Source organism: Mesorhizobium sp. CO1-1-11, assembly GCF_020164995.1.
GTDB classification, from domain to species: Bacteria; Pseudomonadota; Alphaproteobacteria; order Rhizobiales; family Rhizobiaceae; genus Mesorhizobium; species Mesorhizobium australicum.
This window is the reverse complement of the sequence record NZ_JAIUHE010000016.1, coordinates 36,837-51,441: the sequence shown is the minus strand read 5'-3', so window position 1 is coordinate 51,441 and position 14,605 is coordinate 36,837. Positions and strand designations below refer to the sequence as shown.

At 63.0% G+C, this 14,605-nt stretch carries 12 protein-coding genes; 6 read left to right on the top strand and 6 right to left on the bottom strand.

Annotated elements, in window-relative coordinates:
• Window positions 1-29 precede the first annotated feature (29 nt).
• Window positions 30-1,796, bottom strand: a complete 1,767-nt coding sequence (locus tag LB554_RS19590; RefSeq protein ID WP_224586340.1) for a heparinase II/III family protein — start codon at window positions 1,794-1,796, stop codon at window positions 30-32.
• Between the two features lie 424 nt (window positions 1,797-2,220).
• On the opposite strand from LB554_RS19590, the gene LB554_RS19585 reads away from it, so the two are divergent.
• Window positions 2,221-3,153, top strand: a complete 933-nt coding sequence (locus tag LB554_RS19585; RefSeq protein WP_224586455.1) for a phytanoyl-CoA dioxygenase family protein — start codon at window positions 2,221-2,223, stop codon at window positions 3,151-3,153.
• A gap of 95 nt (window positions 3,154-3,248) precedes the next feature.
• Here LB554_RS19585 and LB554_RS19580 read toward each other — a convergent pair whose 3' ends face one another.
• Together LB554_RS19580 and htpX are read right to left on the bottom strand one after the other, a co-directional pair.
• Window positions 3,249-4,637 (bottom strand): RsmB/NOP family class I SAM-dependent RNA methyltransferase, encoded by a 1,389-nt coding sequence (locus LB554_RS19580; protein ID WP_224586338.1) that lies wholly within the window; start codon window positions 4,635-4,637, stop codon window positions 3,249-3,251.
• Window positions 4,634-5,656 (bottom strand): zinc metalloprotease HtpX, encoded by a 1,023-nt coding sequence (gene htpX, locus LB554_RS19575; RefSeq protein ID WP_224586336.1) that lies wholly within the window; start codon window positions 5,654-5,656, stop codon window positions 4,634-4,636. Before htpX ends, LB554_RS19580 begins: the two co-directional genes overlap by 4 nt.
• A gap of 105 nt (window positions 5,657-5,761) precedes the next feature.
• Between htpX and LB554_RS19570 the strand changes: the two genes are divergently transcribed.
• Window positions 5,762-5,983 carry a DUF1674 domain-containing protein gene (locus LB554_RS19570; protein ID WP_224586334.1) on the top strand — a complete coding sequence of 74 codons (222 nt, stop codon included), beginning with the start codon at window positions 5,762-5,764 and terminating at the stop codon, window positions 5,981-5,983.
• A gap of 9 nt (window positions 5,984-5,992) precedes the next feature.
• Here the strand turns inward: LB554_RS19570 and LB554_RS19565 are convergent, their stop codons facing one another.
• Window positions 5,993-6,658 carry an HAD-IA family hydrolase gene (locus tag LB554_RS19565; RefSeq protein ID WP_224586332.1) on the bottom strand — a complete coding sequence of 222 codons (666 nt, stop codon included), beginning with the start codon at window positions 6,656-6,658 and terminating at the stop codon, window positions 5,993-5,995.
• A 193-nt stretch (window positions 6,659-6,851) separates the two neighbouring features.
• On the opposite strand from LB554_RS19565, the gene LB554_RS19560 reads away from it, so the two are divergent.
• The 3 genes from LB554_RS19560 to LB554_RS19550 all read left to right on the top strand — a co-directional run bounded on the left by LB554_RS19560 (window position 6,852) and on the right by LB554_RS19550 (window position 11,186).
• Window positions 6,852-7,721, top strand: a complete 870-nt coding sequence (locus tag LB554_RS19560) for a transglutaminase-like domain-containing protein (RefSeq protein ID WP_015315150.1) — start codon at window positions 6,852-6,854, stop codon at window positions 7,719-7,721.
• A gap of 384 nt (window positions 7,722-8,105) precedes the next feature.
• Entirely contained in the window at window positions 8,106-9,584 is a 1,479-nt protein-coding gene (locus tag LB554_RS19555) for a TadE/TadG family type IV pilus assembly protein (RefSeq protein WP_224586331.1), read from the top strand.
• Window positions 9,585-9,917: 333 nt separating this feature from the next.
• Entirely contained in the window at window positions 9,918-11,186 is a 1,269-nt protein-coding gene (locus tag LB554_RS19550) for an SAM-dependent methyltransferase (RefSeq protein WP_224586328.1), read from the top strand.
• Window positions 11,187-11,201: 15 nt separating this feature from the next.
• On the opposite strand, the gene LB554_RS19545 is transcribed toward LB554_RS19550, so the two are convergent.
• Together LB554_RS19545 and acs are read right to left on the bottom strand one after the other, a co-directional pair.
• Window positions 11,202-11,948 carry an MOSC domain-containing protein gene (locus LB554_RS19545; protein WP_224586325.1) on the bottom strand — a complete coding sequence of 249 codons (747 nt, stop codon included), beginning with the start codon at window positions 11,946-11,948 and terminating at the stop codon, window positions 11,202-11,204.
• Window positions 11,948-13,903: an acetate--CoA ligase gene (acs, locus tag LB554_RS19540; protein WP_224586323.1), complete on the bottom strand. Its 1,956-nt coding sequence runs from the start codon at window positions 13,901-13,903 to the stop codon at window positions 11,948-11,950. The genes LB554_RS19545 and acs overlap by 1 nt, the downstream gene beginning before the upstream one ends.
• A gap of 317 nt (window positions 13,904-14,220) precedes the next feature.
• Between acs and LB554_RS19535 the strand changes: the two genes are divergently transcribed.
• Complete coding sequence (locus LB554_RS19535) at window positions 14,221-14,493, top strand: usg protein (RefSeq protein WP_140616568.1); 273 nt, start codon at window positions 14,221-14,223, stop codon at window positions 14,491-14,493.
• Window positions 14,494-14,605 lie beyond the last annotated feature (112 nt).

Here is a 14,605-nt window from a genome sequence, read left to right as displayed (position 1 = left end):
CCCGCGCCGTAGCACATGAGGCTCGGAAATCAAGCGTTGGCTTTTTCGCGGCATGCCATTGCCGCCGCAAGCTCAATTGTTTCGGGATAACCGGCGATCTTTGTGCGGGTCAGCTGCCAGTGGACATCGGCAATTTCCGACGCCTTGAAGGCGAGCACGATCTGGCGGCTGCGGCGCGGACCGCCAAGACCGGCGAAATAGATCGATTCCTCAACTTCGGGCACCACTTCGCTGGAGGTGAACACCCAGGTATCGGCCTGGTCGCCGGTCAGGACCAGCCGCTCCTGCTCGTCCTGCAGCAGATTGATGTCGGGGTGGATGTGAAAGCGCACGGTGATGAAATCGCGGCCATTGTTGCGGATCGCTGTGCTGCCCGGCCGCTGGAACCGGTCCCGGCCCGCCAGCACATTGCCGTCCGAGGAGAGTTTCAGCTCGCGCTCATGCAGGAAGCCGAAACGCTGGAGATAGCCGTCGTGACGGGCGATGAAGCCGTGGACGCCCTTCTGGTCGATGCGCTTGCACTGCACTTGCTGCGGGCCGCCGATCAGCGGTGAACCCAACTGGTCGTTTACCCGCAGCGCGTGGGTGAAACGCGCCGAAGACGTGTCGTTGATGGTGGCCGTCGAATGCGCGGCGGTGGCGCGGGCCAGCGGCCGGAACTCGGCGGCGCCGTAGGTGTCGATGCCAGCATTGACGATGTAGTGCTGGCGGCCCGACGACAGTTCAAAGGCAAGGCAGCCGGCATGCGCTGCATTGGACACGTCGACCGGTGGCGGCAGGCCGGTATCGGCTATGACGGTGGTGCCGCCCATCGCCAGCCGCTCATAGCCCGAATGCGGCGCATGCAGCAGCGGTGCGCCGGCGGTGTCGTCATGGCGCAGGATGGTGGCGATACGGTCATGGATGGTGGCGCCCATGCCGTTGAAGCGGGCGAGGCTGCCGTCCTGGTGGCGGAAGAAACGCAGTGCCGGCAACATGCGGTCTATGGCACCGATCAGCGCCTGCGGCGGCGCTTCGGCCTGGTTGGCATAGGTCTGGCGCAGCGGCAGGAGGTCGGCGAGGATTTCCAGCACCGCCATTGGATTGCGCGAGATGTGACCGCCGTCGGCAAGGATCTGGCGATTGAGTTCCCCGGCGAGGTTGCGGGTGGCGCCGCGCAGCGCCGAGGCCGGCGCCGGGAGGGACAGCGCCGCGAAGGCCAGCGCGATGCGGGCGCGCAGCCGGTCCTTGCCGTCGGGCATTTCGCGCGCCATCGACCTGAGATAGCGGATTTGCATGGCCAGCGATTTCAGGAAAGCGCGGTAGAAGGGGAACTCGGCACCCTGCAGCACGATGGAGGAGTGCTGCAGCCAGGCAATGATGCGTTTGGCGGTCGTGCCTGGCTCCCAGGCAACGCCCGAAATATGATTGCCATGCATGGCGATCCAGTCCGAAACCAGGGCACGGGCGTTGGCGGCGGCAAGCTCGGTGCCGGCGGCGCGCATATGGCGCAGCCAGCGGAAGCCATGCAGCGTTTTCTGCCAACCGTGATTGGGGACATTGATCTGGAAAGGGGATTTGCCGCCGGTCTCGACCAGGTGGCCGGACAGGGGATAACGGCCGTAGTAGATCTCGAGCGCGATCTGCGGATCGGCGAGGCGCAGGTCCGGCGGTGCGATCAGGACACGTTCGGGCGTGCGGCCCGAATAGCGCCAGCGATAGATCGGCCCGGCGCGCAGGCGCCGGCGCGTCTTGCGCCAGAACTCCTTCGCGACCAGCGTCCACAGACGCGTCGTGTTGCCGGCAGCAAGTGCCAAAACCCCTCCTGGTCGTCCTCTATCCCAAGCACAAGCTTATATGATTCAAGAACTTATGCGAAGGCGGATTTCGCCTCGGTAAGGCGCGCAACGGGGCCGTGGCCGGGTCGCCCCTAAAAAAGTCACGTCTTTTCCGGGCCATACAGCCGGTTTTCCTGCGACTTATGTCTTCTTGCGGCGGCGGCCAAACGCGCTGGGCCAGCAGTTTTCGCGGTCCCGAAAGGGCCGCGGAACGCGGAAGGCATCGCCGATATGGACCCTCGTCGCGACCGTTAGATCGAATCGGTAGCCGCCGCAATTGCCTCGCGAACAGGATGCGCGGCTGAAACGGCGTGAGCAGATGGAGGTCGGTTTCCTATCCATAGGAAGGGGCCGAATGATAAGCTATTCTCCGGCCAAGGTCGAACCGATCCAGGTGATTGAAATGTCGGTATCAACGGATGAGCAGGCATTTCCGGACACCCCGCCGGTTGCCCTCACAGCTGACGGCAAGCTGCTGTCGACAATGCCGAACAGGCTCGGATACCTTTCCGCGACCGACCCGTCCGTCGGCATTGAAGCCATCCGGCATCTTTATGCGACCCAAGGCTATGTCTGGCTGAAGGGCCTTTTGCCCCGCAGGGAAGTGATCGATTTTCGTGGCTGGGTGCTTTCCCATCTTGCCGAGAGCGGGCTTTTGGAACCCGGGACGGATCCCTCGCTCGGCATCGCTTCGGATCGTGCCATCGACCGTCAGCTCGCCGAGCGCCGGCTGATGTCGGTGGTCCGGTCAACCGGTTATGAAGGCTTCTGCGCGCAGCCGCGCCTGTCGCGCTTGATGGATGGTTTCGTGGGCGGCCTATCCTATCTGCACAAACGCAAGATCATGCGCTTCACCTTGCCTGGAACGGCCACCGCGACGCCGGCGCATTACGATCTCGTTTATCTGCGCGGAGGCACCAACCGGGTGGTGACGACCTGGATACCGATCGGCGACACGACCATCGACATGGGCGGCCTGGTCTACCTGGAGGGATCACACGCCGTCGGCGCCGCCCTGGAGAGACAGTTCAACAAGGACAATTCCGCTCTCAGTCCGCAGGAGCGCATCAGTGCCTATAATCGCAACATGAGTGAGGGCGGCTGGGTGTCGAAGGACCTGCCCGATATGGCGGAGCGGTTCGACACGCGCTGGCTGATGGCGGATTTCGAAGCGGGCGACATCGTCCTTCACTCGCCCTACATGATCCATGCCTCGACGACCAACCAGAGCCTCGATGGGCTGATCCGGCTGTCGACGGATATCCGCTACCAGAATGTCGACGACGAAATCGATGCCCGCTGGGGCAGTCATTGGAGCCTTGATGACATGCTTTAGAGCGTTCAGCGCTCGATGGGATCGCCGCCCGCTCTAACTCTTTGTCTTCACGCAATTCCGGACGGAAACCGTTACACGCTTTTCCTGGGATTGCTTTAGCCGGCACGCCGCATGCGGGCCGCGTAGAAGCCGTCGAGGCCGGAAATCGCGGGTGCGCCCAGCACCATGTCGGCGGGCGTGGTGCGCAGCGCGCCATCGGATGTGAGGAACGGGTCGAGACAGGCAAATTCACCCGGCCGGATCGGATCGGTGGTCACCCCCGGATTGTCGACCAGGAAGGCGCGGTAGAGTTCCTCGCCTTCCCGCGGATCGAGCGAACAATTGGAAAAGACGATCCGGCCGCCGGGCCTGACCAGCATCACGGCGCGGGCGAGCAGCCTGCGTTGCAGGTCGGCGAGTTTTTCGACGTCCGCCGCCGTCTTGGTCCACGGCACGTCGGGATGTCGCCGAACGGTACCGGTCGAGGAACATGGCGCGTCGAGAAGCACGGCGTCGAACAACTCCGCCGGCTCGTATTTGAGCAGATCGGCCTGGACGATTTCGGCGGAGAGGCCGAGGCGCGCAAGGTTCTGCGTCAACCGCGCCAGCCGGTTCTTCGAAGTGTCGACGGCGGTGACCTTGGCACCGGCGAGAATGAGCTGCGCGGTCTTGCCGCCGGGCGCGGCGCAGAGATCGGCGACGCGCAATCCGCTGACATCGCCGAACAGTCTTGCCGGCAAGCTGGCGGCCGCGTCCTGGACCCACCATGCACCCTCCGCGAAGCCCGGCAATTCGGTGACGGCGCCGGCAAGCTTCTCCACCCGAACCGTGCCCGTCGGCAGGACAATGCCGCCAAGCTTTTCGGCCCAGAGTTCGGGATCGGCCTTGACCGAGAAATCGACCGGCGCCTCGTGGCGGTGGGCAGCCAGGATCTGCCGGGCCTTCTCGGCGCCATAGGCGGCCCTCAGCCGGTCGGAAAACCATTTCGGCGCTTCGTCGGTGGCGGCAAGCGCGGCCGGAAGCTCGGATTCCTTGGCCCGCGCGAGCGTGCGCAGCACACCGTTGACCAGGCCGGAAAAGCGCTGCGTGCGCGGATCGGACTTGGCGTGGGTCACCGCGAGGTCGACGGCGGCGCTGTCGGGAATATCGAGGAACAGGATCTGCGCCGCCGCCACATGCAGGATATGCGACAAGGCGGTCGCGTTGGGCGGCAGCGGGTTTTCCAGGCGCCGCGCCAGGAGCCCCGCTATGGTCATGCGGTAGCGCAGCGCGGTGACCAGTATGGCGCGCACCAGGCCACGGTCGCGCAGATCGAGCGCCTTGTATTGCGGATGGCCGTTCTCGTGATCGGTCAGGCCGTCGAGCGGCGTGCGGGCGTCGATGACGGCGGCCAGCAGTCGCGCCGCCGCCTTGCGCGCGGCAAGGCCGGCAACGAATTCGCCGCCGGCATTGTGATCCTGATCGCCTGAAACCGTGCGTCGAGGTGCCCTGCCCGCGACGCTCACGACCACCGGCCCTTGGGCCCGGTCGGATTGCGACCCCACGGATTGGATTTTGGGCTGGCCGGCTCGGTCGCCCGTTCTGGCGCGGTTGGCTTGCCCCACGGTCCGGTCATCTCCGGCTCGTCAGCCTGCGTTGACATCGGCGCTTGGCGCTGCGTGGCTGGCGGAGCGCCTTCGCCCATCCGCTGTGCCATCGCCTGCAGCGCGGCGATGCGGTTGTCGGTGCTCGGATGGGTGGAGAACAGACTGTCCATGCGCTCGCCATGCAGGGGGTTGATGATGAAGAGATGCGCCATCGCCGGATTGCGCTCGGCATCGGGATTGGGAATGCGTTCGGCCCCGCGGGCGATCTTGTCAAGCGCGGAGGCCAGCCACAGCGGGTGTCCACAGATTTCGGCGCCGCGCCGGTCGGCCTCGTACTCGCGGGTACGGCTGACCGCCATCTGCACGATCATGGCGGCGAAGGGCGCCACGATCATCGCCGCCAGCACGCCGACAAAGCCGAACGGATTGTTGTTTTCGCGGCTGCCGCCGAGGAAAAAGGCGAAATTGCCGAGCATCGAGATGGCGCCGGCAAAGGTGGCGACGATGGTCATGGTCAGCGTGTCGCGGTGCTGGACGTGGGCGAGCTCATGCGCCATCACGGCGGCGACCTCCTCATGGGTCAGCCGCTGCAGCAGGCCGGTGGAGGCGGCGACCGCCGCGTTCTGCGGATTGCGGCCGGTGGCAAAGGCATTCGGTTGCGGATTGTCGATCAGATAGGTCCTGGGCATCGGCAGGCCGGCCTGCTTGGCCAGCGCCTGGACGATGGCGTAATATTCCGGCGCGTTTTTCTCGTCGACCTCGACGGCGCGATTCATCGACAGCACCATCTTGTCGGCGTTCCAGTAGCTGAACAAATTGGTGCCGGCGGCAATGACCAACGCGATCATCATGCCGCCCGAACCGCCGATCAAAAAGCCGACGCCCATGAACAGCGCCGTCATGGCGGCGAGAAGCATGGCGGTGCGAATGGTATTCATCGTCTGCTCCTGTCCGGATGGTGGTGAAAAAGGCTCGATCCTCGTGAGGTCATCGCTATATGATGGGAAACGCCCGTTCCCGTTTCAATCCACTGGAAATATCGCATGAACGACGAAACCAGTAAAACGCCGCCCGGCCCGGACGATGGCACGCCGCAACAGGAGCTGACGCCCGCCGCCCGCCGCGCGCTGCAGGAAGCCGAGGCAAGGCGGCAGGACTACCGCCGCAAGGAAGCAGCACTTCCGCGGGAGATCGGCGGCCGTGGCGGCAAGGAGCCCGGCCGCTATGGTGACTGGGAGGTCAAAGGCCTGGCCAGTGATTTCTAGCGACTGATCTCAAGCAGCGTTGCGCTGCGGCTCGAGCGCAACCCAGCCTCGCTCGTCGACGGTGATGCTGATTGCGTCATAACCTGATATCGCGGCGTGCTGTGTTGCCAGGGGGTGCTGGTGCGTGGCGTTGATCACCATGACCGAAGCGCCCGCCGCCTCCGCCGCCGCGATGCCGGCCGGGGCGTCCTCGAACACCAGGCAATCGCGCGCGTCGAAGCCAAGGCGTCTTGCGCCGAGCTGGAAGCAATCTGGCGCCGGCTTGCCGCGGGAAACGTCCTCCGCCGCGACGAGGACCGCGGGGACGGGAATGCCGGCGACCTTCATGCGTGCAAGCGCCAACGAGCGTGGCGCCGAGGTTACGATCGCCCAGCGCTCCGGCGGCAGGGAATTGAGGAATGCCACGGCGCCGGCGATCTGGACGATGCCGTCGAGATCGTCGGCCTCGGCCTTCAGCAGCAGATCCGCTTCGTGTCCCGGGTCGACGCCCGGAAGCGCCAGGGCAGTGATGGTCTCGATCGCCCGTACGCCGTGGATCGTCGGCAGGAAGGCCGCGACATCGAGGCCGTGGCGCCGCGCCCAATCGCCCCAGACCCGCTCCGCCGAGGCGATGGAATTGATGAGCGTGCCGTCCATATCGAAGAGGAAGGCGGCGAATTTTCTGCCAGCAAACATGATTTTCCTTGAAGTGCGGGGGAGGGGTCGAGGAGGACGCAACCGTAACGCCAAGGCGGTGACATGGAAAGGCGCGCGAGCGCATTTGGGGAAAGGCGCGCGAGCGCATTTGGGGCGCGATCCAGGGAACCACCGTCACCTTGCAACGTTTCAAACGTACAATTCCCACCACGCGAACCAAGGGACGACGCCCATGCTGATACGCCTCGGCTATGAGATTGCCATCGAGTGCGCCGAGGCCACTCCGGTGATTTCGCTTCTCGAGATTCACAAGGACAGGCAGGCCGACATCAAGCGGCAGACGCGTGTCCTGACCTCGCCTTCGGTGCCGACCAGACTCTATCATGACCTGCACGGCAATGCCTGCCGCCGCTTCACTGCGCCGGCCGGCGGCTTTCGCATCCTTTATGACGCGGTCGTGGAGGACAGCGGCGAGACGGATGAGGTCAATACGCTGGCCCGGGAAATGCCCGTCGCCGAGCTGCCCGACGAGGTGCTGTTCTATCTCCTGGGCAGCCGCTATTGCGAGACGGATCATCTGAGTAACCTTGCCTGGCAGCTCTTCGGCCATCTTCCTTCCGGCTGGGCGCGGGTGCAGGCGATCGTCGACTATGTCCATAACCGCCTGTCCTTCGGCTACGGCTATGCCCGTTCGACCCGCACCGCCGCGCAAGCGCACGAGGAACGTGTCGGGGTGTGCCGAGACTTTGCCCATCTGGCGATCACGCTCTGCCGCTGCATGAACATTCCGGCGCGCTACGTGAACGGCTACCTCGGCGATATCGGCGTGCCGGCGGATCCCGCGCCGATGGATTTCTCGGCCTGGATGGAAGCCTTCCTGGACGGCAAGTGGTATACGTTCGACCCGCGTCACAACCGGCCGAGGACCGGTCGCGTCGTCATTGCGCGCGGCCGCGACGCCACCGACGTTCCCTTGCTGCACAGTTTCGGCCCGCACCGGCTGAGCTTGTTCAAGGTATGGACCTACGAACAGGAAGGCAGGCTGTTCAATCCACCCTATCACGGCATCGACAGGACGGTCAGCGCGCGGATGCTGGCCTAGCTGCGTTGATATTCAGGTGAGGCCGGGCTGCAAATGGCTTGGCCTGACCTGAATCTCAACACACCTGGCCGGGTTTGTGCCTCGACATGCTTCGCAATCCTGGGACAGTTGGCCCGCTTCGGGACAGAGATGCTGTGCCGCAACAAGACGTCGCCGGACACCGGACCAGCACTTCGCTATGGGCATGGTAAGCGTCCGGTAAAGGTGCGCGCGGATACACGCTGACGTTTACCGACCGTTCACCTTCTTACCCCGTGAAAATCCAATAAAAGCAATGTTCTGCTGGTGAATTCCCGATCGCGGATCGGGTCGCCTCCCGTTCCGGCCGGAATCCTGCATTGCCCCCGATGCGGCGACGAGGCCGAGGCAAGTGGAGGCTGTTGGATGCGGAATTACGGGGGTCTTGTTCACGCGGTCGGCGGCTTCGCCAGAGACCGCAGTGGAAATTTCGCGGTCCTGTTCGGCTTTGCTGCCTCGGTCTTGGCGCTGGCCGCAGGCTTCTCGGTCAATATCACGCAGCTCTACAACGCCAGATCGAGCCTGCAGGGCGTGATCGACGCGGCAGTGACATCGACGGCACGTGACCTGACCACCGGCGCCATCAAGGAGGCCGACGCAAACAAATCCGTGCAGGCCTTTCTCGACGCCAACGGCACGGGGGGCATTCTGCACGCTGGCCAGATCGTGCTCGACAAGCTGATCGTCGACAGGACCGCCAACACGGTCCAGGCGGATGCCCACGTCGATGTCGGCCTCTATTTCCCGTTGTTCAGCACCGGTGACATGCAGCGCGTCGGCGCTTCCACCAAAGCGCTCTATTCCGACAAGCAGATAGAGGTGGCCATGATGCTCGACATAACGGGATCGATGGCCAGGCGGGGCAACGTCAACAAGATCGGCGATCTGAAAGTCGCTGCGACGAACGCCGTCAAGACGATGCTCGAGAACCAAGACCCGAAGAACCCCCGCGTCCGTGTCGCGATTGTGCCCTATGCATCTGGCGTGAACGCCGGAAAACTGGCCGAAAACGTCTATGCCGAGAAGCAAGGGAGTTCTGAACTACCACCCGTCGCCGGCAGTTCGCTTCTCGTTGCCAAGACGGGCAAAAATCTGCTGCCGTCCTTCAGCGACTACGTCTCCATTGTTGGGGCGGCCATGCCACACCCGGATAATTGCGCTACAGAGCGCAAGAATAAGAACGGCGATGCCGACTTGAGCGCCGATGGCCCTGACACGGTTCGCACAGACAGGAACGGCAAGAAATATTATGCCCTGGTGAATCGGGACGATCATCTCAGCGACCAGGGAATGAACAAGTGTCCTGACGCGCAAGTGATCCCGCTGACCGCGGATTCTGAGGCATTGCTTGATTCGATCGACGACTTCCAGGCCGATAGCTATACGGCCGGCGCGATCGCCATTCAGTGGACGTATTATATGCTGTCGCCGCAATGGCGCGCTGCGATCGAGAATGCCGGTCTCGGCAACGGCGCTTCGAACGCCGATGCGAAGAAGGTCGCCAAGGTTGCGATCCTGATGACCGATGGCCAGTTCAATACCGCCTTCGCGGGTGTTGCTGGGAGATACAACAGCCAAGGCAATCTTGCGCGCGGCAATGCTGAAACGCTGTGCGACAATATGAAAAATGACGACATCGAGATTTTCACCATCGGCTTCGACCTCAACGATAAGGATATGTCGGCAACCGAGAGGGATCAGGCAAAGGCGGTGCTAAAGGATTGTTCTTCGAAAGACGCCTCCGCCGCCGAGAGACATTATTTCGAGGTGTCCACCGGGCTGGAATTGGATAATGCCTTTCAGGAAATCATCCGCAACACCGAAAAGGTCGTACTGACCCAATAGACGTAAAAAGGAAAAGGCCGCCGCTTCTTTCAAAGCCGGCGGCCTTCCGTGTTTCCGTCCATGGCGCGGCTCAATGGTGGTGACGCTTACGTCAACAACCGCGCATCTCGCGCCTTAACGGGAAGACTGCTTCCCGAAAGTGCAATCCGCTGAGCCCACGTTCTGGAAAACGAAATCACTCGACATCGGATCACCTCCTTTCGATTTGTTGAACACACACTCATGATGGGGTGCGTTGCAGCAAATGACAAGATGCCGGGTGGAAAAAGCGTGACGTGCTTGCGATCCGCGGCCCAAAAGGACAACATCGCGTCATCGACCGCGGGGAAGGGCATGGACGCCACCGAAAGAGCTGCGCGCATCGTTCGAACGGTAGTCGAGGCGATCAAGCCCGGCTTCGCGGTCAGGCTGTGGACCGGCGAGCGGATCGGCCCCGCCACCGGCCCCGTGCTGGTCATCAACGACCACGACATTGTCTGGCAGATCGTTCGCCGACCGTCCCTGTCGACCCTTATCGAGATGTGGATTTCCAAGGCCGTCGACATCGAGGACGGATCGCTGTTCGATTTCTATGCCCTGCCTTCGACGGGCAAGCTGCGGTCGAAGCTGAAGGCGTTGCCCAAACGGGCGCTTCTGCGTGACTTGCCGGCGGTGCTGTTTTCGAGAAAGCAGATGGCGTCGCGGGTCGATCTCGCGGGGCGCAACCCGTTCGTCAGCGGCTCCAGCAAGGAGGCGATCCAGCATCACTATGACATCTCGAATGCCTTTTACGGGCTCTTTCTCGACGAGCGCATGGTCTATAGCTGCGGGTATTTCCAGGATTTCGCAAACGGCATCGACGAGGCGCAGGTCGACAAGCTCGACCATATCTGCCGCAAGCTTCGGCTGAAGCCCGGCGAAAGATTGCTCGACATCGGCTGCGGCTGGGGCGCGATGCTGATCCACGCCGCGAAAAACTATGGTGTCGTCGGACACGGCGTCTCGCTGTCGCAAGCCCAGACCTCACTAGCGCGCGAGCGCATTCGCGCCGAGGGTCTGGAGGACAAGATCACCATCGAGATAAAGTCCTATGCGGAGCTCACCGGCACCTTCGACAAGATATCGTCCATCGGCATGTTCGAGCATCTGGGCCTGGCAAACCATGCCGCTTATTTCTCCGCTGTCCACCGGCTGCTGAAACCGGGCGGCATCTATCTGCATCACGCCATCACCAGGCGCAGCAAGGGCGACGTCAAGAAGACCCTGCGCAAGGGGCCGGAATACAAGGCGCTGATCAAATACATTTTCCCGGGTGGCGAACTCGACACGATCGGCATGACATCAAGCAATCTCGAAGCACACGGCTTCCTCGTTTATGATGTCGAGAATTTGCGCGAGCACTATGCCCGCACCTGCAGGCTGTGGGCCGAGCGTCTGCAGGCGCGGTTCGACGAGGCGATCGCCGAGGTCGGCGAAGCCAAGGCGCGGCTGTGGCTGCTTTACCTGAGCGGCTGCTCCATCACCTTCGAACGCGCCTCGGCGCAGATATTCCAGACTGTCGCCACCAAACGCGCGCGAGGCCCGAGCGGCCTGCCACCGACGCGGGCGGATCTTTATCGATAGGCTTGGGCCGGAAGGTCAGACGAACCGCATCGGCGCGCCGATCTCGACACGACCCGGCCGGTCGACGGTGCAGTAGACGCCGAGATTGTGGGCGTTGTGGCGGACTAGATTGCGCAGGATGGCGGGATCATCGTCGAAGCCGTCCTGGGCGATGATGGTGAAGCCGCAGCGGCGGCACGGCTCGGAGATGGTCAGGACGAGGTCGCCGATGGCGAGCTTCTTGCCGATCCATTCGGTTTCGGGAAACGAGCCCTCGACCGAGGCCATGTCGACGACGATGTTGGGACGGAAGCGGCGGGGATCGGCGGCTCCCTCCGGATGGAGCGCCTTCAGCCGTGCCAGCGAGGCTGTGGTCAGGAGATGGATCGGCGCCTTGCGGTAGCGCTCCGCGGTCAGCGGCCCGGCATAGCCGGCCGCGTTCTCCCCGCGGAACGGCCGGATCGAGGCGCGGAAGCCGAGATAGGCCGACACGACGCGGTCGCATTCGGCGCCGGGGGCGGCGAGCCAGTCGCCATCGGGGACGGCGATTTCCAGTTCGCTGTCGCGGCTCAGCCGGGTGCGGATGCGCGGCACCTTGTGCCATTTCACGTCGCGATCCGGCCGGGCGATCTCATTGTCCGAGGCATCGACGAGGCCGAACAGGCGGTCGCCCTCGACGCCAACCGGTCCAACCAGGATGGTGTCCCGGCGCTCGCCGGCGAGCGAACTTGCCGGATAGCGCCACAACTGGGTGACGGTGCCCAATGCCGCGTCTTCCCGCATCAGCCCTTCTTGTTCTGCCTGTTGGCAACGAGGTCGTCGACCACGGCCGGATCGGCAAGCGTCGAGGTATCGCCGAGTGCGGAAAAGTCATCCTCGGCGATCTTGCGCAGGATGCGGCGCATGATCTTGCCCGAACGTGTCTTGGGCAGGCCGGGCGCGAACTGGATCTTGTCCGGCGTGGCGATGGCGCCAATCTCCTTGCGGACATGGGCGACAAGCTCCTTGCGCAGATCCTCGCTCGGCTGCCCGCCGGCCATCAGGGTGACGTAGCAATAGATGCCTTGGCCCTTGATATCATGGGGATAGCCGACGACGGCGGCCTCGGAAACCTTGTCATGGCTGACCAGGGCCGATTCGACCTCGGCCGTGCCCATGCGGTGGCCGGAGACGTTGATGACGTCGTCGACGCGGCCGGTGATCCAGTAGTAGCCATCGGCGTCGCGGCGGCAGCCGTCACCGGTGAAGTATTTTCCTTTGTAGGCGGAGAAATAGGTCTGCACGAAACGGTCGTGATCGCCATAGACGGTGCGCATCTGGCCGGGCCAGGAATCGGTGATGCAGAGGTTGCCGTCGGCCGCACCGTCCACCACCTTGCCCTCGCTATCGACCAGCTGCGGCTTGATGCCGAAGAAGGGCCGTGTCGCCGAACCCGCCTTGAGGTCGGTGGCGCCCGGCAGCGGCGTGATCAGGATGCCGCCGGTCTCGGTCTGCCACCATGTATCGACGATCGGGACCCTGCCGTCGCCGACGACGTTGAAATACCACTCCCAGGCTTCCGGGTTGATCGGCTCGCCGACCGAGCCCAGCACGCGCAGCGACTTGCGAGAGGTCTTCTTCACATGCGCGTCGCCGGCACCCATTAGCGCGCGCAGCGCCGTCGGCGCGGTGTAGAAGATGTTGACCTTGTGCTTGTCGATGACTTCCCAGAAGCGCGACTGAGAGGGGTAGTTCGGCACGCCCTCGAACATCAGCGTGGTGGCGCCGTTGGCGAGCGGCCCGTAGACGATGTAGCTGTGGCCGGTCACCCAGCCGACATCTGCGGTGCACCAATAGATGTCGCCGTCATGATAGTCGAAGACATATTGGTGCGTCATCGACACATAGACGAGGTAGCCGGCGGTGGTGTGCAGCACGCCTTTCGGCTTGCCGGTCGAGCCCGACGTGTAGAGGATGAACAGCGGATCCTCCGCCTTCATCTTCTCCGGCTTGCAATCAGACTTAACCGTCGCGACTTCGTCGTGATACCAGACATCGCGTCCCGGCGCCCAGCCGATCTTGCCGCCGGTGCGGCGCACGACCACAACGGTCTTGACCTTGACATGGTGCTTGGCGGCGATGTCGATCGCCTTGTCGGTGTTTTCCTTGAGCGGAATAGGTTTGCCGCCGCGCAGACCCTCATCGGCGGTGATGACGAAGGTCGATTCGCAATCGACGATGCGACCGGCCAAGGCGTCCGGCGAAAAGCCGCCGAAGACGACCGAATGGATAGCGCCGATACGCGTGCAGGCCAGCATCGCGTAGGCCGCCTCCGGGATCATCGGCATGTAGATGGTGACGCGGTCGCCTTTCTTGACGCCGTGCTTCTTCATCACATTGGCGAGCCGGCAGACGTGCCCGTAGAGTTCGTTGTAGGTGATTTTCTTGTCGTCGTAGGGGTTGTCGCCTTCCCAGATGATGGCGGTCTGGTCGCCGCGCTTCTTGAGGTGGCGGTCGATGCAATTGTACGAGACATTGGTCTGGCCATCCTCGAACCACTTGATCGAGACCTTGCCGTCGAAGGAGGTGTTCTTGACCTTGGAGAAGGGCTTGAACCAGTCGATGCGCTTGCCGTGCTTGCCCCAGAACTTGTCCGGGTTCTTCACGCTGTCGGCATACCATCTGAGGTAGGTGTCATTGTCGATCAGGGCGTTCTTCTTCCACGCCGGCTGGACGCGATGGACATGAACCTCGGACATTTCTTGGCTTTCCTCCCGAACAGTCCGCCGGCTTGAAACGCCCGCGGGATCGCGGCGACGCAGCCGCGAATTCGGCGGCATTATTACCAGTTCCGTCGCGACGGCAACATTAGACGTTGGATTCGCGCGGCGGGATGCCGCAGGGGCGCTTTCCGGAACTGTCAGCACTCGACGCGGTTCGCTGCTAACCGCATGTTTTTACTCGAAAACTTCCCTTTGAGATCAACAAAAATCAATAGACAGTTAAGTAACGGCGCGCACAATTGGCAGCTGGGAGGAAAGGAGAATCAACCAGGGGACCACCCAAGGGGACCATAATGCACGACCATCTTGAAATGGACCTGATGCTCAAAGGCTACGGCCTGACCACGGCCAAGATTCTTTATCATTTCCCCGACCACCCGCATCTCCTGCAGAGCTTCGTCTGGCAGGACTACGACATCGCTCCGAGGTTTCCGGTGCTGATCCGGTTCATCGAATTCTGGAAAGCCAAGCTCGACGGGCCACTGCATTCGGTGGTCTACACGCACCAGAAGCTGATCGCGCCGAATGAATGGCGCAAGGTGGATGGGGAGTTCGTGCTGCATTGAGCGGTGATACAGCTGATCTCCCCCCTTGCGGGGGAGATGCCCGGCAGGGCAGAGGGGGGCTGTCCCGCCGACATCTCAGCAATTATCCATGAGGCCGTTCGCCGCTACTGGT

Excerpts from the sequence above, each read along its gene's own strand:
- LB554_RS19565 (WP_224586332.1), bottom strand. The coding sequence starts at position 6,658 with ATGTTTGCTGGCAGAAAATTCGCCGCCTTCCTCTTCGATATGGACGGC.
- LB554_RS19585 (WP_224586455.1), top strand. The coding sequence starts at position 2,221 with ATGTCGGTATCAACGGATGAGCAGGCATTTCCGGACACCCCGCCGGTT.
- LB554_RS19560 (WP_015315150.1), top strand. The coding sequence starts at position 6,852 with ATGCTGATACGCCTCGGCTATGAGATTGCCATCGAGTGCGCCGAGGCC.
- LB554_RS19545 (WP_224586325.1), bottom strand. The coding sequence starts at position 11,948 with ATGCGGGAAGACGCGGCATTGGGCACCGTCACCCAGTTGTGGCGCTAT.
- htpX (WP_224586336.1), bottom strand. The coding sequence starts at position 5,656 with ATGAATACCATTCGCACCGCCATGCTTCTCGCCGCCATGACGGCGCTG.
- LB554_RS19570 (WP_224586334.1), top strand. The coding sequence starts at position 5,762 with ATGAACGACGAAACCAGTAAAACGCCGCCCGGCCCGGACGATGGCACG.
- LB554_RS19555 (WP_224586331.1), top strand. The coding sequence starts at position 8,106 with ATGCGGAATTACGGGGGTCTTGTTCACGCGGTCGGCGGCTTCGCCAGA.
- acs (WP_224586323.1), bottom strand. The coding sequence starts at position 13,903 with ATGTCCGAGGTTCATGTCCATCGCGTCCAGCCGGCGTGGAAGAAGAAC.
- LB554_RS19550 (WP_224586328.1), top strand. The coding sequence starts at position 9,918 with ATGGACGCCACCGAAAGAGCTGCGCGCATCGTTCGAACGGTAGTCGAG.
- LB554_RS19535 (WP_140616568.1), top strand. The coding sequence starts at position 14,221 with ATGCACGACCATCTTGAAATGGACCTGATGCTCAAAGGCTACGGCCTG.